Below are 19,483 nucleotides of genomic sequence, written 5' to 3'. Positions count from 1 at the left end.
CCCCTTCAGGGGATTTAGGGGTGACATAAAATGATATTTTATTACAAATTGAAACTAACGTTGTTCTGATGTTTAATTTTTGGACACCCTCTTTTCTATTTATTTCTTTGGGATTTCAAATCGCTTCCAAAAATCTTCATCCGTTTGGGAGGTTGAGTAATAAGTACGATCAACCCCCTTTTTACTACCTGATGTAAAATCATAGCTTACCCAATCCATTTTTAGCTTCTCAGAACCTGTGCCTGAATATTCGATCTTACTCAGGGCATATTTATTATTACTTGTCTTACGATAGGAAGTAACAACTTTATATTCATATACCTGTTTTTCTGAAACCAATCCAGAACTACGACCTGCATGATGATACCCCTTACTCTTAACTTCCAGCTCATTTCTTAAAACCGCATAGTCTTTCGAAGAAATATAAATAACACCTTTGTAGTCTATCACTTGTTCATCTCCCGTTGCATCAAAAGCAGGATTATCCAGACTATACTTTATAACCCATATCGAATCCATATTTTGGCTTTCTTGTTCAACAAGTTCTAAATTAAACTTATCTACCACATTTACATCCAACACATTCCCCCTAACCCGCACAATATCAAATTCCAGCAAATCGTCAGCCCTCAACATGCCCTTAACAATCGGTTTCTGTTCAAAATTTCTTCTTACTTCCTGCACTTCATAGCCCCTATTTTCATATGCATTGCTAAAACTTCGATCCCCATACCCTTTCTCATCAAAAAATTTCAAAGCCATCTCTGTTTTCTGATTCTCATTAACTATTTGCGAAAAATACACCCTTGAACCATAAGATCCTTCATAATTATCAGAAATCATATTGGCAGCCGTTTTAATAATTCCATATAATCTTTTTGACTCTGCCATCACTTCTACCTGATCGATACCATAGCTTTGCTGAATCATCTTAACTCTTACACCTTGCGAACCTACCAATTCATAGGCCTTTAATTCCTTTGGAAGATAGCCAACGGCCGAAATTCTTACGGTATAATTTTTAAACTCCTCACTTATTGTAAGTTCAAATAAACCATTAAAATCAGTAGCTGTTCCCATAAATGAACCTACAACTCCAAGATTGGCGAACTCCACCGGTTTATTGGTTTCAGCATCGATAACAACACCTTTTAAGGTCATATTTTGAGCAAATACAGAGCCAGAGATAAACATTAACAGTAAAACGACAGCTTTTGAAATTCGAATTTGCATTGTAGAAGTTTTTTATAATTTTGATAAAATTAAAAATCATTTTTAAAGTCTTGGCTATGCTTAAGAACATTTTCGTATTACTTGCCCTTTCATTTTTATTTACCTCATGTGTTGTTTCTAAAAAGAAATATGAGGCATTACTGCTTGAAAAGAATGAACTTGCTGATGACTTAACAACTAAGAACAAGGAAAATAAAGAATTACAAAGCGATCTAAACCAAGCTATTAAAGATTTTGAAGAAATTAAAACTGATTTCGGTAAGAGTAATTCCCTAAGATCTGATGAGATAGCAGATTTGATGATCAAAGTAACCCAACTGGAAGATCAATCAGCTGAACTTAATCAGAAATTAAATGAAACACTTGGTAAATTCAAGGCAAAAGAAAAAGCAGGTTATTTAGCTGAAGAAGAACTTAAAGAAACACTTCAAACAATAACTGCGTTAAAGCGAGACACTGCCAACCTGCAATATTCAATTCGCATGGCTAAACAACGAAGCCAAAATTTACAACAGGAATTGAGTGATACAAAATCTAAACTAACAGACACTAATGCTAAGAAATTTGAAATTTCAAAGGCTCTGGAGGCTCAAACCTCTGAAGTAAAAAATCTAGAACAACGACTGGTTAAGAGTCAACAAAATCTGACTGAGATTTCTGATGCCTTTATTGCATTGCGCAAAGAACTTCTATCTGCCAAAACCAGTAATAACCCTATTGACCCGAATAAAAACAAATACATCGACCGTATTGCCAAATTACTGGGGCATTATTAAAAACTTAAAAATAGATATAGCTTAAAACAGCAACTGTAACTACCATATAAATTACAGTTAAAGGAAATCCTATCTTAAAGAAATCCTTAAAATTGTATCCACCCGGACCATAAACCATTAAGTTAGTCTGATATCCAATTGGAGTTAAAAAGTTGGCCGCTGCTGCAAAGGAAACAACCAAAACAAAAGGCATTGGATCTAATCCCAGATTTTTAGCAGCAGTAATAGAAATTGGAAACAGAATGGCAACGGACGCCTTATTAGTAATATAAGCTGCCAACACCGATGTTATCAGGTAAATACCAACCAATAATGATATCCGACCCAAAGGTAAGAAGATAGAAATCACAAAATTGGCAATCATATCAGCAACACCTGTTTTCATCATTGCTGTGCCCAAAGCCAACGATAAGGCAATGATAACACCCAGGTTATAATCAATACTCTTAGGTAAGTCCTTTGCCGACACAACTCTTAAGAGATTAATCAAAGCAAGCACAATCAAAAGCCCTAAAAACAATGGAACCAATTTGATTGCAGAAAGAAATATGGCTAATAGTGTTCCACCAAACAATACCCAAATCTTATATCTTTCAGGTTTTCGTAGCTCCTTAACACGAGAGATTACATAAAAATCAATTTGATTCTGAATATGACTCGTAAAACTTTCACCGGCTAATAATAACAAAACGTCGCCTGCCTTTAATTTTACTTCTTCAATGGCTCCTCTGATTCGCTCACCATTCCGATGAATCGCCAATAAGGCAGAGTCATACCTACCTCTGAAATAAATCTCCTTAATCTGCTTCGTTATCAACGAACTATTATGCGAAATAACAATCTCCACAATCTGAGACCGCTTCAACTTCGACATCATTCCAACAGAAGGAACTGTTAGGTCACTATTCTCAGAAAGAAGACTGGCCACATTAGTATTATCACCGGCAAAACGCAACAAATCACCTTCTCTTAAAACGAAACTATCTTTTAATATCTGAAGGGTTTGTTTACCACGGATAATTTCAACCAATAACAAACCGTATTTGCCGTTTAAGTCTGCCTCTTTAAGCGTTTTACCAATTAACTTGGAATTGCGTCGTACTTCGGCCTCTACCAGATATTTACGTTCTGACTCCTGAAAGTCATCGATAGCCGTTGAACGGTCGGGTAACAATCGATAACTAAAGAAATAAAGGTAAAGAAACCCAATAACCAACATTGGAAATCCAACCCAGAAAAAATCAAACATTTCCAATGGTTGCATATCAGGTATAATATCCTGATCATTAACCATACCTCCAACAATTAGGTTGGTTGATGTCCCGATTAAGGTTACACAACCTCCTAAAATTGCGGCATACGACAGTGGAATCAATAGTTTTGATGAAGATACTCCATTCCGCTTACTCCATTGGTGTACATAAGGCATCATAACGGCCACCAACGGCGTGTTATTTAAAAAAGCTGAAAAACCACCAACCCACAGCATCATCCTGCCCAAAAAACTTCGATAAGTAGATGAAACAGGAAAAATCCTGGAAAAGAAAATTTCAATGACTGATGTTTGCCGGATTGCATCACCCAGAAGCAAGAGCATTATTATTACTGCTATTTGTTCGTTGGCAAAGCCTGCTAAAATTTCAGTAGGAGTAAGTATTTTAAAAATACCAAGAATCATCACAGCAACGAAAAATGTGAATGCGGCTCCCATTATTTCCTTATATAAGGACACAAGGATGAAAGCAATAACCACAAAAACTATGATCACATCAAAATATTGCATGCGTTAGAGGTCAAATAAATATGCTAAATTTGCGTTGTTTCAGGCCAAACCTGTAACTAACAAAAATAGAAATTATAAATTAATTACCGAATTTTTCATTTATTCGGTTTGCTTTGGTTAGAAATAAATGCAGCAAAACATCAGATCAATTGAACTTTTATCACCGGCTAAAAACCTTGAATGCGGTATAACAGCTATCAATAACGGAGCAGATGCCGTTTACATTGGAGGTCCGGGTTTTGGAGCCCGCAAACAGGCTGGGAACTCTTTAGAAGATATTGCACAATTGATTGAATATGCTCATTTATTTAACGTTAAAATATACATGGCTATCAACACCGTGTTGAATGACAATGAAATTGAAGCTGCCAATAAACTGATTCATTCAGCATATAACATCGGTGTAGATGCTATAATAATTCAGGATATGGGATTACTGGAAACTGACCTACCTCCCATTCCTATTCATGCAAGTACTCAAACTGACAATCGAAACCCAGAGAAAGTAGAATTCCTTCAAAAGGCTGGTTTTGATCAGGTTGTTTTGGCTCGTGAGTTATCACTTAAGCAAATCAATGACATTAGCAGCCGGACAAATGTTGCACTTGAATATTTTATCCATGGGGCATTATGTGTTTGCTACAGTGGTCAGTGTTATATGAGTGCATCTATTAACGGCAGAAGTGCCAACAGAGGTGAGTGTGCACAACCCTGTAGATTAAAATACTCGTTAAAAGATAAAGATGGCAACCTTTTGTACAAAGACAAGCACTTACTTTCGTTGAAAGATCTGAATCAAACTCCGAATCTGGATGAGTTGATTGATGCAGGAATCACTTCATTTAAAATTGAAGGTCGTCTTAAATCAAAAGACTATGTTGCTAACATTACAGCTCATTACCGCAAGATACTGGATGAGATTATTGCTAAACGGACTGATTTACAAAAAGCTTCTACAGGTAAAATCTCGAATAACTTTCAACCATTTCCTGAAAAAAGTTTTAACCGTGGTTTTACAAGTTATTATCTACACGATAGAGATGAATCAGTATGGTCGATTGACACACCTAAGGCCTTGGGTGAATACATTGGCGTTGTAAGTAAAATTGGCAAAGACTTTTTTGAACTAAATGAGTCAATTAAGATTGCTAATGGTGATGGATTATGTTTTTTTGATCAATATAAAAACCTTCAGGGATTAAGGGTTAATACAAGTAACGGCAATAAAATAATGCCTAACGACATGAAAGGCCTGAAAAAGGGAACCATAATTTACCGAAATAATGATGTTGCGTTTCAACAAACCTTAATGCAGAAAGAAAGTGAAAGACGAATCAGGATTAATATGACACTTTTTGAAACTTCAACAGGTTTGCAGTTAGTAATAAAGGATGAGAATGATATCAGTTCAACTACAACTATTGAATTAGAAACCAAAGAAACAGCCCAAAACAAGGAACGTCTGATTAGTCAGGCTGAGAATCAGTTAACAAAACTGGGTAACACGCCATATTACGTTGATCAGATTCAGCTTAATCATGAATTCTACTGGTTTATTCCTGCCTCTATATTAAACGAACTACGCCGATTGGCCATTGAAAACCATACTTCAGAAAGGTTAAAAGCCTATCAGCCAAAGAAAATTGAATTTACGAAGACATCACATCCTTATCCTGTTCAACAACTCAACTTTAAGGCTAACATTACCAATGCTAAAGCAAAAGAGTTTTACGAACGTCATGGTGTAGACAAATCCGAATGGGGATTTGAGAAACAAACTATTAAGCATTCATTTGAGGTAATGACAACCAAACATTGCTTATTGTATATGGCTGGAAAATGCCTGAAGGAACACCCTGATGTAAAAAAACAGCTGCCAATGACCTTATTTAATAAGCAGGACAGTTACCTTTTAGAATTTAACTGCAAAGCCTGCGAAATGAATGTTGTTAAGAAGAATTAGTATTTTAGTTTTTAGTCAGTAGTTAGTAGTCGATCTTTTCTTAATCATGTAAATACTTACAACTTATCAAGTAAATTAAAAACACAAATTGGCCACATTCAGGCATCTGCTATGCAGCATATATCCATGTGACCAATTTGTGTCTTATTTATTGGTATTACTACCAATCTAAACTAACCTGTACACCAGCTTTAATCCATCTTCCCGGTTGAGGAACATTCCCTAAATCGTAAAATGTTACATCAAAGAAGTTACTGGCATCCACGTAGATTTTATATTTGGATTCACTCCATTGTAACCTCAAATCAGTTAACCAGAATGGATTATAATCAACAGCAACCGATTCGCTTGCACTAATGTATTTGCGATAACCACCTTCCCGATCCTGCCACTGCACATTGATTCCGGCGCTAAGTTTCTTTAGCAACTGAAAATTGGCTGCTATATTTATTTTATGCTTTAAATAATCCATTACATAAACCGATTCATAATCAGCAGGTGCATTCTTTTCCTGATCTATATAAGAATAACCAAAGTCAATAGAGTTAAGTGGTGATGATTGCCATAAATCTTTTACATTAAGTTCACCCTGTAAGTTCACTCCGTATGAATCCATATCGGACAGATTACGGGTTTTGTATTCCACTTCCCCTTCCAGTCTTCCCCAATCGATCAGATTTTCTGATTCACGATAAAACGCACTAACCTGTCCTTTAAACCAATCATTTATATATTTAACTCCACCTTCATAAGTAAGAGCCTCTTCCGGTTTTAAATCGGGATTTCCAATATTGGTTGGTCCATCATAAAATAGATCAGTAAAAGTTGGTAAACGCAATGACTTATTAATACTAACGAAGATCTTTGTATTGGATGAAGCCCAGTAACTAATATCCAGACCCGGAAAGAAATTCACACCTAAGTCTAATGATGAGTTCCAATTCATAAGCAAACCTGCCGAAACAGAAAATTTATTGTAGGTATAAACGTGTTCCAGAAAGGTTGACATATTGGTACGCTGATAAGACTTGGTAAATTGAGCATCCTCGCCCGGAACATCCATAGGGTCATCCATATCAATTCCAATATTATTACTCCAGATATTTTCGCTTCGCAACTCGCCACCTAAAGAAGTTTTACCCAATACCCATGGAACCACGACATTTACATTTGCTCCATATACATCAGTGAGATGATAGTTATGCTTTGTATACCAACCTGGAGCTTCGTTTCTGAAGAGTTCAAACCGATCCTGATGACGTCGCCAATACAAAGCAGGTGTTATTTTAACTCGACTACCTGATGTCATCTTAACCGAGGCAAATGTTGTTTTAGTCTGCTCAAATTGTTCAGGATAGGCTGCAGTGTAAAAAGCATTAGCCCCAAAAGCCTTATCATTATATCCAAGCTGAAAATCCAGTTTCTCATTACCAAAATCAAGTAACCCCTGATAAAAAACACTATTATTTTTAAAATCGGTATTATTAATATAACCATCACTGCTAGCAGCACTTGCTGATGCATAACTTTTTAATTTTCCGGTTTGAACGGTTGTATTGGCTGTTATATTATACAAACCGTGTTGTCCGGCCATGGCATTAATTGTAGCATTATTGGATGATTTTGATCCGGTTATAAAGTTAATGGCTCCACTAAAAGCACCGGGACCATATACTCTTGCACCTGGGCCTTCAAGTATCTCAACCCGTTCGATACTTTGCATATCAACCGGGAGATTAAGGTTATGATGTCCCGTCTGAGGATCTGTGATATTGATACCGTTAAAAAGTACCATTACCTGATCAAACGATCCACCCCGGATATTGATATCTGCCTGTGTGCCCAAAGGACCACGTTGACGAACATCCACATTCATGGCATAACGCAACAGATCCTGAACACTATAAACCGGCAGTTCTTCAATTTCCTTTCGGGTTATCACTTGCAATACACGTCCAACCTCTGAGTAGACGGCTGTTGAGCGACGCGCTGTCACTTCCACTTCTTCAAGATTAATTTTCTTATTCATCGATGTAGTATCAGTTTGTGCAAGTGTATCTTTTAACCCAAACCAGCTTAAATAAACTGCCAATAACGTTCCAATACGAACCAACTTATGCATACTGCTGAAGATGGCATAACTTCTTCCCAACCAATGTTTAAATGAAATGACGTTTTGCGAAAACATTACTTTTCTTTTCATAATTAAATAGATATAATATAGAATGGTAAATAATAGACAATAGAATATCTTTCCGCTTCCATACCGAAGCAGATAAATTCATACTTAACACTGTTAAAGACAGGTTAAAAAATAATATATGTTCTAATGATATTTCCCCACAAAGGGACGGTAGATCAACAGCTAATACTGAAAATAAAAAAACAGTTAACAAACTAACTAACGCAGGCAAAATCAAATCTTCCTCCAGATCACTTTCAAAATCAACATCCAGAGCATATTCATTTAAAAGGATAGCTCCAGACGAAGAGCTTTTACGTAGAGCCTGACCAATAACAGGCACATCGATATGACCAATTGAAACCTCTCTTCCCAGGCTATGAAAGACTGCCCAGTTCTTCCGACTCCATTGGCTGAAGCGAAGTCTGGTTGGGACGATATGTTTCTTTTGTTGACTCATTTATTACAGGCAACAAAGATAAGTTTATTTTTAATGTCTCATAGTAAAGATCCATTCATCTCACAAACTATTAGTTAAGTTCAAACTACAGTGTAAACATGACATACTTGCATAATACAATAAAGTCTTTCAATAAAATAATTCACTTTTTAACAAACAACATTAATTAAGTATGAGTAACAATTAGAAATAAGAGGCTTATTCAACAATCATTTTTAAATCCTACCATTTCTTCCAAGACCAAAGAATAAAGTTAAGCAGAACGCATTTTAAAAGCCTTGTTATTTTGCTTAAATTAGCCATCTGAACATTGAAAGATATGATGAATCAACTTCATAAAATATTATTTAGTCTTATAGTTACTGCACTTTTTTGTAGCTTTAAAGTTACTGCACAGGATTATGCAAAAACAGGTGATGGTTATGGCATTAGAGAAATACTTGAGTTTGACGCAGGCCATTACACAACCTTAAAGATAACCAACCAACACGGCAATATAACCATTAATGGATGGGATCGAGATACAATTGAAGTTCAAACTTTGATAAATGTTCAGGCTCCTGGTAGTAACTCTGCAGAGGAAGTATTGCGCTTTATATCCATTGAAAGAGCCGACAGATCAGGCATGCTTATTTTCCGCACACAGTTTGATGATGAGTTTTTTTCAAATTTTCCTTTCAGTATTGATTACAACATTAGTTTACCTAAAAAAATGATGCTTCAGATAAGCAATAACCTGGGTGATGTGTTAATTCAGAATATTGATGGCAAAATTAATTTACAACAGGATTATGGCAATATGCATCTGATAAATTCCAACAATAAACTTGCACATACTTTTAACCTGAATTTTGTAGAGGCTAAATTTGAATCGTGTAATGCAATTGATGGAAAACTAAATAACTGCACCATTACTGCAGATAAAATGATGCAGATGAATTTTAAAAGTGAATATTCCCTTTTTAAAATTGACGATGCAAAAAGTATCAGTTTAAATTCTAATACCGATAGAATTAACGTTAACCAGAGTGACAGTTTAAAGGTAACAGGTAAGCAATTAATTGTTAACTGCAAAAAACTCAATAACTATGGTTTTTTTGAAATTGACAGAGGTCAACTGATGGTTAATTCTGGGGCACTTCTTTCGCAATTATCCATCTCCAACCAAATGGCAAACACCATTCTTTCTTTACCAGTCAATTATTCATACGTAATTAATGGTGAGGTTACTAATGGTACAATAAATCATCCCGACAAAAACAAATTGCAAATACTAAAAGAAGGCACCAAACAGTCGTTTTCAGGTATTATTAATTCTGATAATATAACCACTGGCCAACTTATACTTTTCAATAAAAATTCTGATTTAACAATAAAAACATACTAATATGTCAGCTGCCGATCACTTATTCAAGTTAAGAAATTTCATGGCTACCATTGGAGTAGATGCTTATATTGTAACCAGTAGCGACCCGCACTTAAGCGAGTATCTGGCTGACCACTGGAAATTTCGTGAATGGTTATCGGGTTTTACCGGTTCGGCAGGAACCTTGGTTGTAAGTCAGGAACAAGCCGGTTTATGGACTGATTCACGATATTTCTTACAAGCCGAACAACAGTTGATAGATTCTGGAATCGATTTGTATCGAATGGGTGAATCAGACACACCTGATTATAAAGAATGGCTGACAGTTAATCTTCACCCTGGTTGTATTGTTGGTATTAATGGCAAAACAATAACTGTTAATGCCTATCGAGATTTAGCCAAAACACTCAAAAAAGTTGATATTCGCATAGACGGGAAAGTATACCTTGAAGAAGATGTTTGGGAAGCCAGACCACCCATTCCAGAAGATGGTATTTATGAATTAGAAACAAAATACTGTGGACTTAGCCGAAAAGAAAAAATTGAGTTAATACGCAGAATGATGTTAGAAAAAGGGGCAACTCACTATGTTATTGCCTCTTTGGATGAAATTGCCTGGGCTCTAAATTTCCGTGGTAAAGATGTTGCATACAACCCGGTTTTTCATTCCTACTTAATCATTACCGAAAATCAGGTTAACCTATTCATTGATCCGCACAAATTAACCTCTAATATTGGCAAACAGCTGGCTCAGGAAGATATTAAAGTATACTTATACAGTGACTTTTATGAATTTATAAAAGACATGCTACAGGATAGTATTATACTTATTGACCCGGACCGTGCCAATAGTTCCATTTTTAGTCATCTGCCTTCGCAAGCTGCCAAAATTGAACAAGCCAGTTTGATAACTCAATTAAAATCGCGCAGAAACAGTGTAGAAATTGAGAATATCAAAAAAGCAATGAAAAAAGATGGAGTTGCGATGGTTCAATTCTTACATTGGCTAGAAAATGCAGTTGGAGATGAAGACTTGGATGAATATAAAGTTGCTCAGAAACTTAGTTCATTCAGATCAATGCAGGAAAACTACATGGGTGATTCATTTACGACCATTAGTGGTTATGCTGCCAACGGAGCCATTGTTCATTATTCAGTTGACAAAACAACAGCTTCAAAAATTGAACCAAGAGGCTTTTATCTGGTTGATTCAGGAGGTCAATATCTTGAAGGAACTACAGATATTACACGTACTATAGCATTAGGTCCTCTAAATGACCAGGAGAAAAAAGATTTTACTTTAGTTTTAAAAGGACACATCGCATTAGATCAGGCTGTTTTTCCTAAAGGTACCAGAGGAGTGCATCTTGATATATTAGCTCGCCAGGCTTTATGGACAGGTGGATTGAATTACGGACATGGAACAGGTCATGGTGTTGGTCATTTCTTGAATGTTCATGAAGGGCCACAAAGCATCCGTCCGCAAGACAATGGAATAATCATTGAAGAAGGAATGGTAACATCAAATGAACCAGGACTATACCGAACCGGCAAATATGGAATAAGAATTGAAAACCTGATACTTTGTGTACCGGATCAAACAACTGAGTTTGGTGAATTCCTTAAGTTTGAAACCTTAACTCTTTGCCCTATTGACCTTAATGCTATTGATACAGAACTATTGACTATTTCTGAAAAAGCATGGCTTAATAACTATCACAAAAATGTACGTGAAGCATTATCAGAATACCTTAGTGAATCAGACAAAAATTGGTTAATCGAAAAGACTAAGGAAATATAGACATGCTTTCAATTTGTATTCCTGTTTATAATGTCGATGTTAGAACTTTAGTAATAAGGTTAATTGATCAGGCAAACAAAGAAAATATTGAAGTTGAGATATGCATCTTCGATGATGGTTCCCTGGATATCTTCAAAGTAAAGAATCGCTCTCTGGCAGATCTACAATCGGTAAACTATGTTGAACTGAAAAAGAATCTGGGTAGTGCCGCTATAAGAAATGAATTAGCTCATAAAGCCAGATTTGATAATCTTTTATTCATTGATAGTGATTCAGGAATACCAGATGACTACTTAAATAAGTATAAATATTTCTTTGAAACTGATTATTCAATTATTTGTGGAGGACGAATTCATCCTTCCAGTTTACCCGATCCAGATTTATCATTGCGCTGGAAGGTTGGTCGATATCGTGAAGACTTTTCTGCACTACAGCGAAATAAAGTACCTAATAAAAGCTTCATGTCTAACAATTTTCTGATAAAAAGAGCAATATTCAATATTGTAAAATTCAATGATAAGATTGAACGATCGGGACATGAAGACACAATGTTTGGCATTGAACTTGAAAGAAACAAAATAGTAATTGAGCACATCGACAACGCAGTCATTCATCTGGGATTGGAAAATAACGATGAGTTTATAACAAAATCAGAGCAACGACTTGAGACCTTAATACTTTTAAAGAATTATCATTCAAATGATAGTCTGATGTTTAAACGAATTAAAGTCTTAAGAATTTTTAAATTAATTGAAGCATTAAAACTAAAATCACTTATTTCAGTTATTTTTAAAATTACAAAACCAAGAATCATCATTCAATTAAAGAAACATAATCCAAATCTCTTTTTATATGACTTTTATAAATTAGGATATTTGGTAAACAGATTAAAATAACAGCATAATTATTAACCAATATCTTCTTTACAAATATTAAGATGAGAAATATATTACTGCTATTCACACTAATAATAAGTTCATACACATACAGTCAATCTTGCAAAATTGATATTCAAATAAATGAATTTAATAAAGACACTATCATTCTGGGGTATTATTTCAACAAACAAATGTTTGTTGAAGATACTATTCCAGCTAATTCATCGGGGAGGTTTTTAATTGATAAAAAAGAACCCATTAAACAAGGTGTTTACATAGTATATTTAAACAGTGACCAATATTTTGATGTCTTAATTGGTGAGGATCAAACTTTTTCAATCAAAACATCTACTGATGATCTGTTAGCAAATCTGGAAATTAAAGGATCTGATGAGAGTGTAAACTTTTTAGATTATCAAAAATTTCTCCGAAATAAGCAGCTTGAAGCCAAAAGTATTCAGGATAAACTTAAGGAAACAACAGACGAAGGTGAGAAAAAAGATTTATCCAGTAAATTGCAAGGTTTTGGAGATGAAGTAAAACAAAAAGCCATAAAAACCATCCAAAATAATCCTAATACCTTTTTAGCTTTATTCTTAAAGGGAATACAAGAAATTGATGTACCCGAGATGGAAGCGCCTGCAGGAAGTGCAAATCCGGAACAGGAAGTGCAACGAATGCGATTTAATTACTACAAAGCTCATTACTTTGACAACCTGGATCTGTCTGACTCTCGTCTACTTCGCACGCCTTATTTTACTGAAAAAATCGACAGATATTTATCTCAGGTTTTGGTCATTCCGGATACAATCATGATTGGTTGTCATAAAATGATTGCTGCAGCTGAAGGTAATCCTGAAATGGAGAAATACCTTATTCAATATTTATTTAACTGGGCAAACGAAAGTAAAACAATGGGAATGGACGCTGTGATGGTTGATATGGCAGATGCCTATTACCTCAACGGCAGAGCCGACTGGGTTGATGAAGAGTTTCTGACAAAACTTAGAGAAAGAGTCGATAAAATTAAACCAACGCTTTTGAATAAGGTAGCAGCCGACTTTAAAATGCAGTCTTATAATGAACAACATTTCAGACTAAGCGAAATTAGAGCTCCTTTTACTATACTTGTTTTTTGGGAACCTGAATGTGGGCATTGTAAAAAAGAGATACCTAAACTGTACGAAGAAGTGTGGCAAAAATATGCTGATAAAGGAATCAAAATTGTAGCTGTTTACACTCAAAACAACAAAGAAGAATGGGTTGATTTTATTACAGAACACCAATTGGAGGAATGGATTCATTTATACGATCCATATAACCAAAGTGGCTACCGAAATAATTACGATATTTACAGTACTCCAGTAATCTATATACTAGATAAGGATAAGAAGATTTTAGCCAAACGTTTAGGAGTTGAACAAATTCCAGGATTTCTAGATCATCATTTTAATAATTTATAGATGAGAGTATATTTAATAGCTACGTTTATTGCATTAAGTCTTATTATTGCTTCCTGTCTTAATGATGACAAAGTCATCCCTGAGCCAACTATTTATCTTGATATGGATGAGGAGGGTATTGACGTTGATATTGATAGCACATACACCATCGAACCCAAAATAATATACGACATCTCATCTTCTTACGACTGGCAATTAAATGGTGAAACTATTTCAACAGAAAAAGACTTTTTATTTAAAGGATATGATTATGGAACTTATGACTTTACCTTCATAGTTTCAACGCCATCAGGTTCTGACAGTATGAAAATTCCTGTACACGCAATTGATTTTTGCACTTTTGAGGAAAATGAATTTTTAGAAGATAGTGGTTTCTATTATTATTCTACAGAAGGCTATATTTCTTTTAAACATATCCAATTTAGTAATAATTATAACGGAAATAATATTGATTGGAGTGGCTTTGCTGTTAGCAATAAAACAGACAAAACTTCTACTAAATTAAGTAATCAGTTTAGTGTTTATAATACATCAGGAGCTGAATCGTCAGAGAACTTCGGAGTTTTTAAACAATCCGATGAGATTTTGCATAAAATCACATTCTCAGATGGTCAAGCTCATTCACTAAAATCAATGGAAGTTAACAACACAACCCTTGCTTATAGCACGATGATTGGAGGCTTTGAAAAGAAAGACACCATTGACTATTACCTGCTTACCATTAACGGATATGATGAATCTAATACTATTATAAGTTCAATTGACTTTTATCTAGCAGATTATCAGTATCCAAAATCAACAGAAAGATATATAGTAACAACATGGAAAACAGTTGATCTTAATCCACTTGGTGATGTTTATTCGATATCCTTTCAATTAACCTCTTCGATGGATACATCATCTGATTACACGATGCCAAAATATTTTTGCTTTGACAATTTAAAAATTAATAACTAAGGAAATATCAATACCTTCTTAGGAATTGAACTTACAGAATTATTAAAAACCATAATATACAACCCTTGTTGTATGGAAGATGGAAGAGCCAACTTATCACTTTTCTCACCATTTCTTTTATATACATAAGCCAGGGCACCATTTACCGTATATAACTCTATACTTGATAAATGCTCCATGTTGGTTGCATAATTTACATATCCTCCCCTGGCGGGATTTGGTTTCACTGTAACCTGTGTTTCAAGTAGCGTGTCGACTTCAGTAGATAACTGCATATTCGAACCCAGAAAATCAATCCAAAAGGCACCTTTCTCTCCGGTTGGATAAAGTTCATCAAAACCTTTCCAACTTCCGTTTTCACGCATAAAAGCTCTGTTTTTGGTAAAGCTCCCAATGTTTTTCTCAACATTATACAAGGCAATGGTATCAGAACTGGCAGGATTATTCAATTCAATTCCTATAAAAAACTCCCCATTTATTTGTACTGGTTGAGGTAATTCAACCAGGTATTCGCGACGTTTCATTTGAGCAAGCGTAATTCCTGATTTCTCAAATACTACATCAGAAGGCGTTCCACCAATGCTATTCCAAATTTTCACATTAATACTTGTAGAGGTTGAATAATCGCATATTGCAGGAACAATATAAACTCCTTCAATGGTTACTGAACTATAATCATAAAAATACTGAGCAAAACCATCATAACCTCTATCGTTTGTACCTGACCAAGGGCCAGTAAATTCATTGCTATAATGTAACACAGGAGTCAACTCATCATTTGAGAATGTGACTCTTTCTACTTCGTTGTTATAAAAATCCAAACCATCTATTGAAAGCACACCTGAATTGGAAGGATCAAGCCAGTATGCTAATTGCATTGCTGGATCAGATTGGGTATCCCAAGCCTTATTTAAACGCGCATAATAATCATCGTGCTGATAAGCACAGGATGCATACCCACCAGAGAGAGTACCAATTAATTTATTATCCTGCGTAAATAATCCAGCTCCAGAGGATCCTCCTTCAGTTGTACCACTCACCCAATCAGAAATTAACCAATGACCATCTGTTATAAATCCAAAGGCACTAAATGTGGTGGCTTCGGGTCCCCCACCCGACCAGGATACTTTTTTTACATCACCTTCAGGATGATGCAGACTATAAACCGCATCTGATATCGAAGTTGAACGATCCCAACCAGCCCAGTATGGTCGATAGGATGTCGGAGGTTGAGAAGATAATCTAACCAGTGAAAAATCCATATTTTCAACACCAGCCATAAAATCTGCTCCACTTAATTGTTGCTGATCAGTACCTGCAATAGAATCTATACATGAAGGTGATTCAAAATTGAAATAGAACACCATATTTTCAGCTTCGCTTTGATTAATAACACAATGCGCTGCAGTAAGAAAATATGGCTCACCATCATTATTGGTATTATTAACAAGAGTACCTGAACACAAAAATCCATTGGTTATGTATTTAACAACAGAACGTCTAATTTCCTCTGGGATACGTGCATCACATGTCGCATTCACATTACATTCACCAGATAATCCAAAATGAATATTATTTTTCAGATAATCGTTTATTCCCAAAAAGTCGTGATAAACTTCACTAATAACTAGCTCTTGCTTGTCAGCAGTTTTCTGAGGTGTTTGTAACTCAACAATGATTTTATCACCAGGAACGGGTGAAGTAGATAATCTTCCTGATTTCTTATTATTATCACTGGTAAAACTTCCTAAGATTAAAGATCTGTCATTATTATAAATAAAGACTTTTCCTCCATCTGTTAATTTAAAACGACTAAAATTGACACTTAAGCTTTTGGCAGCATCTGAACTTAGTGCTATTTGCCATATTAATGTACCATTTCCTAAATCGTACCAGCTACCCGAATTAAGTGGAGTATAATCTGTATAAATTGGATAGGCATACCTTAATGGTCCGTTCTCTATAACTGATTCATCTTTTAAGGCGATAATAGCAGGTTCACCAATTAATTGAACAGATTTAACAGGTATGATATCAGAAGGAGAACCTCCATGCGATATTTGTGCATATATTGAAATACTACTTACAAAAAGCAGTGCCAAAAATAATTTTCTTAACATACTTCATTTTACAATTAATCCATTGAAAAGTTTCGGGATCAGAATCTTTCAAGATATCCTAATCGTTTCCACTATCCCTGTTTAATCCAACTTTCTTTACAGCCTTAAGCAATGGCAATACACGTTTTATCCTTCCCATTCGTCCTAGTCTGTCGTGTACAAGAGCCCAGGCCATTACAATACTTGTCACCACAATTGATAAAGTTAATATCCCCAATTCAAAGTCGTTAATCCTAAATTCAATTGGTATAGCGAAAAACAAAAGTACTGATATTAAACCTCTGGGGGCAATTAAAAATTGTGGAAAATAATTTTTCCTGAACATCAACTTAAAAATCAACCATCTGAAGCCATATACACCAATCATAAAATAGGCTGTTAAAAACAATATCTTCGGTACAAAAACCCCTGCCAATGTAATTGACAAACCAAGTACAAAAAAGAAAAATGTACGAACGACAAACGAACTTTCTTTTGTAATTAACTTAAAATCTACCAATACCTTTGAAACGTTTTCTTCAATCAAATATTTTCTAAGCTTGCCCCGAAAAAACAATTTTCTGTTTTCAAGGATTACTCCAAAAACCAATATCATAAGTAAAGAAGAAAGATGGAAGAGCTTTCCTATATCGTATATTAGTATTAAAACAGCAAAAAATAAAAACAATTTTACCTCAGACTTTATTTTCTGAAAAGCAAATATCATGGCGAATGATAAAATCACGCTTAATAATATTGTTCCCCCAATATTGGAAATAATATTAACTCCAATCATAGTGGCACCATTCTCATTAATATTTTCGAGTAATAAATAAAAGAACATGATACCTAAAATATCAGATAAGGTACTCTCGTAAATCAAAAATTCCTTTTTGTCTTTTGGCAAACCATTAACACTTGGTATAACAATGGCACTACTCGTTATAGCCAATGGTATTGCATAGATGATGGCTGATAACCAATCAATATTTCCAATAAAGTACTGAATTCCTACAGCCAATAAAAAGGTATTAAAGAATAATGACAAGCCAGAAACCAGCAATGCCCTCAGTATTTGCTTCAGATTTTCTTTTTTTAATTCCAGATCAAGTGCAGCTTCGAGTACAATTAAAACCAGACCAACAATACCCAATAATTCTAATGGCAGAAACCAATCCGCTTCATTAAAATCGTATCCAAGCATTTCTTTGGCCAAATAACCGCTGGCTATAAGTAATATAACACTTGGTACATTTGTTCTCTTTGCTATTAAATTAAAGAGATACGATAATATGATGATGATGGCTGCAGCAATTAAAATATAATATGCACTGATTCCTTCCATACTTTTTGTTTAGATTATGTGCTTAAGATATAAAAAAATTGCCGCAGAAAATTCCACGGCAATCGTAAGAGCAATTTTTTCTATTTATTATTCATAGACTTTACATTCGACTTCTCCAGCTAAAACACTGAATGCATTATCGGCTAAAGCCTTCATCTCATCTTCGCCAGGATAGATTTTCATAGGTGCTATCCACCCAACCATTTCCTTAATATAATCTGTTACAGTTTTATCATGCGCAATTCCACCTGTAATAATAATGCCATCAACCTGTCCTTTTAATACTGCAGCACAACTGCCGATTGTCTTGCCTATTTGATAGGCCATAGCCTGCAATATAAGCATATGATGCTTATCTCCTGCGAGTGCTTTCTCTTCCACTTCATTTGCCTGATTCGTTCCTAAATGAGCAACCAAACCACCTTTACCATTCACTAACTTACGCATCTCTTCATAAGTATATTTACCACTAAAACAAGCATCAATCAATGCTCCGGTTGGCAAAGTACCTGCTCGTTCCGGTGAAAATGGACCATAACCATCCAATGCATTATTTACATCTATAACTCGTCCTTTACGATGTGCTCCAATGGATATTCCACCTCCCAGATGCGCTACGATCACATTTAATTCTTCGTATTTTTTATCGATGGATATGGCAAAATTCTTTGCAACAGCTTTTTGATTTAAAGCATGAAAGACAGAGCGACGTGGCATATCAGGATGACCTGTAATTCTGGCTACTTCCTCTAATTCATCCACTACCACAGGGTCGGCTATAAAAGCCCTTGCACCAGGAATTACCTTAGCAATATCATCTGCAATCAATCCACCCAGGTTACTGGCATGTTGCCCTAAAATACCTTTTCGTAAATCTGCCTTCAAAGCTTCATTTACTTCATATACACCAGAAGCAATTGGTTTAACCAAACCACCCCGACCCACAATTGCATCAAAATCATCAATATCAATATCGGCCTGAATCAATTCACTTAATATACACTCTTTACGAAATTCAAACTGATCTGAAATTTTTTCATATTGGGCCAATTGCTCAGCCGAATGTCTTAAAGTTTTCAGAAAAATAGATTCACTACCTTCAAAAACCGCAATTTTTGTAGAGGTAGATCCGGGATTAATCACTAAAACTTTATTTCGTTTCATTACATTAAAACTT

Annotated in this window: 14 protein-coding genes; 7 read left to right on the top strand and 7 right to left on the bottom strand. The window is 35.2% G+C overall.

Features of this window, described 5'->3' with window-relative positions; translation table 11 throughout:
* Nucleotides 1-99: 99 nt before the first annotated feature.
* Nucleotides 100-1,233 (bottom strand): carboxypeptidase-like regulatory domain-containing protein, encoded by a 1,134-nt coding sequence (locus tag ACRD62_RS16775; protein ID WP_430821278.1) that lies wholly within the window; start codon nt 1,231-1,233, stop codon nt 100-102.
* A 56-nt stretch (nt 1,234-1,289) separates the two neighbouring features.
* Between ACRD62_RS16775 and ACRD62_RS16770 the strand changes: the two genes are divergently transcribed.
* On the top strand, nt 1,290-2,009 hold the full coding sequence (locus ACRD62_RS16770; RefSeq protein WP_430821277.1) for a hypothetical protein: 720 nt from the start codon (nt 1,290-1,292) through the stop codon (nt 2,007-2,009).
* 4 nt (nt 2,010-2,013) lie between these two features.
* Here the strand turns inward: ACRD62_RS16770 and ACRD62_RS16765 are convergent, their stop codons facing one another.
* Complete coding sequence (locus tag ACRD62_RS16765) at nt 2,014-3,792, bottom strand: SLC13 family permease (protein WP_430821276.1); 1,779 nt, start codon at nt 3,790-3,792, stop codon at nt 2,014-2,016.
* Nucleotides 3,793-3,919: 127 nt separating this feature from the next.
* Between ACRD62_RS16765 and ACRD62_RS16760 the strand changes: the two genes are divergently transcribed.
* Nucleotides 3,920-5,755 carry a peptidase U32 family protein gene (locus ACRD62_RS16760; RefSeq protein WP_430821275.1) on the top strand — a complete coding sequence of 612 codons (1,836 nt, stop codon included), beginning with the start codon at nt 3,920-3,922 and terminating at the stop codon, nt 5,753-5,755.
* Between the two features lie 160 nt (nt 5,756-5,915).
* On the opposite strand, the gene ACRD62_RS16755 is transcribed toward ACRD62_RS16760, so the two are convergent.
* Nucleotides 5,916-7,958: a TonB-dependent receptor gene (locus ACRD62_RS16755; RefSeq protein ID WP_430821274.1), complete on the bottom strand. Its 2,043-nt coding sequence runs from the start codon at nt 7,956-7,958 to the stop codon at nt 5,916-5,918.
* Entirely contained in the window at nt 7,915-8,397 is a 483-nt protein-coding gene (locus tag ACRD62_RS16750) for a hypothetical protein (protein ID WP_430821273.1), read from the bottom strand. The genes ACRD62_RS16755 and ACRD62_RS16750 overlap by 44 nt, the downstream gene beginning before the upstream one ends.
* A 319-nt stretch (nt 8,398-8,716) precedes the next feature.
* Between ACRD62_RS16750 and ACRD62_RS16745 the strand changes: the two genes are divergently transcribed.
* From ACRD62_RS16745 to ACRD62_RS16725, 5 genes are read left to right on the top strand one after another with little or no spacing between them, the layout of a single operon-like run.
* Nucleotides 8,717-9,784 (top strand): hypothetical protein, encoded by a 1,068-nt coding sequence (locus ACRD62_RS16745; protein WP_430821272.1) that lies wholly within the window; start codon nt 8,717-8,719, stop codon nt 9,782-9,784.
* A 1-nt stretch (nt 9,785) separates the two neighbouring features.
* Nucleotides 9,786-11,564: an aminopeptidase P family protein gene (locus tag ACRD62_RS16740; protein ID WP_430821271.1), complete on the top strand. Its 1,779-nt coding sequence runs from the start codon at nt 9,786-9,788 to the stop codon at nt 11,562-11,564.
* 2 nt (nt 11,565-11,566) lie between these two features.
* Nucleotides 11,567-12,460 carry a glycosyltransferase gene (locus ACRD62_RS16735; RefSeq protein ID WP_430821270.1) on the top strand — a complete coding sequence of 298 codons (894 nt, stop codon included), beginning with the start codon at nt 11,567-11,569 and terminating at the stop codon, nt 12,458-12,460.
* Between the two features lie 41 nt (nt 12,461-12,501).
* On the top strand, nt 12,502-13,905 hold the full coding sequence (locus ACRD62_RS16730) for a redoxin domain-containing protein (RefSeq protein WP_430821269.1): 1,404 nt from the start codon (nt 12,502-12,504) through the stop codon (nt 13,903-13,905).
* The gene (locus ACRD62_RS16725; protein WP_430821268.1) at nt 13,906-14,862 is read left to right on the top strand and encodes a DUF4465 domain-containing protein; all 957 of its coding nucleotides are present in this window, start codon (nt 13,906-13,908) and stop codon (nt 14,860-14,862) included.
* Here ACRD62_RS16725 and ACRD62_RS16720 read toward each other — a convergent pair.
* The 3 genes from ACRD62_RS16720 to buk all read right to left on the bottom strand — a co-directional run bounded on the left by ACRD62_RS16720 (nt 14,859) and on the right by buk (nt 19,470).
* A complete protein-coding gene (locus tag ACRD62_RS16720; protein ID WP_430821267.1) occupies nt 14,859-16,982 on the bottom strand; it encodes a trypsin-like peptidase domain-containing protein in 2,124 nt (707 codons plus the stop codon). The two genes, ACRD62_RS16725 and ACRD62_RS16720, sit on opposite strands and share 4 nt — an antisense overlap.
* 58 nt (nt 16,983-17,040) lie before the next feature.
* Nucleotides 17,041-18,306: a cation:proton antiporter domain-containing protein gene (locus ACRD62_RS16715; RefSeq protein WP_430821266.1), complete on the bottom strand. Its 1,266-nt coding sequence runs from the start codon at nt 18,304-18,306 to the stop codon at nt 17,041-17,043.
* 87 nt (nt 18,307-18,393) lie between these two features.
* Entirely contained in the window at nt 18,394-19,470 is a 1,077-nt protein-coding gene (gene buk / locus ACRD62_RS16710; RefSeq protein ID WP_430821265.1) for a butyrate kinase, read from the bottom strand.
* Between the last annotated feature and the right edge of the window lie 13 nt (nt 19,471-19,483).

Origin of the sequence: Carboxylicivirga caseinilyticus, assembly GCF_050589785.1 — a bacterium.
Classification (GTDB): domain Bacteria; phylum Bacteroidota; class Bacteroidia; order Bacteroidales; family Marinilabiliaceae; genus Carboxylicivirga; species Carboxylicivirga caseinilyticus.
Note: the sequence above shows the minus strand (reverse complement) of the source record. Positions and strands in the feature narration are given on the sequence as shown.

Coding starts and splice junctions, on each gene's coding strand:
- ACRD62_RS16775 (WP_430821278.1), bottom strand. CDS start 1,233: ATGCAAATTCGAATTTCAAAAGCTGTCGTTTTACTGTTAATGTTTATC.
- ACRD62_RS16770 (WP_430821277.1), top strand. CDS start 1,290: ATGCTTAAGAACATTTTCGTATTACTTGCCCTTTCATTTTTATTTACC.
- ACRD62_RS16765 (WP_430821276.1), bottom strand. CDS start 3,792: ATGCAATATTTTGATGTGATCATAGTTTTTGTGGTTATTGCTTTCATC.
- ACRD62_RS16760 (WP_430821275.1), top strand. CDS start 3,920: ATGCAGCAAAACATCAGATCAATTGAACTTTTATCACCGGCTAAAAAC.
- ACRD62_RS16755 (WP_430821274.1), bottom strand. CDS start 7,958: ATGAAAAGAAAAGTAATGTTTTCGCAAAACGTCATTTCATTTAAACAT.
- ACRD62_RS16750 (WP_430821273.1), bottom strand. CDS start 8,397: ATGAGTCAACAAAAGAAACATATCGTCCCAACCAGACTTCGCTTCAGC.
- ACRD62_RS16745 (WP_430821272.1), top strand. CDS start 8,717: ATGATGAATCAACTTCATAAAATATTATTTAGTCTTATAGTTACTGCA.
- ACRD62_RS16740 (WP_430821271.1), top strand. CDS start 9,786: ATGTCAGCTGCCGATCACTTATTCAAGTTAAGAAATTTCATGGCTACC.
- ACRD62_RS16735 (WP_430821270.1), top strand. CDS start 11,567: ATGCTTTCAATTTGTATTCCTGTTTATAATGTCGATGTTAGAACTTTA.
- ACRD62_RS16730 (WP_430821269.1), top strand. CDS start 12,502: ATGAGAAATATATTACTGCTATTCACACTAATAATAAGTTCATACACA.
- ACRD62_RS16725 (WP_430821268.1), top strand. CDS start 13,906: ATGAGAGTATATTTAATAGCTACGTTTATTGCATTAAGTCTTATTATT.
- ACRD62_RS16720 (WP_430821267.1), bottom strand. CDS start 16,982: ATGTTAAGAAAATTATTTTTGGCACTGCTTTTTGTAAGTAGTATTTCA.
- ACRD62_RS16715 (WP_430821266.1), bottom strand. CDS start 18,306: ATGGAAGGAATCAGTGCATATTATATTTTAATTGCTGCAGCCATCATC.
- buk (WP_430821265.1), bottom strand. CDS start 19,470: ATGAAACGAAATAAAGTTTTAGTGATTAATCCCGGATCTACCTCTACA.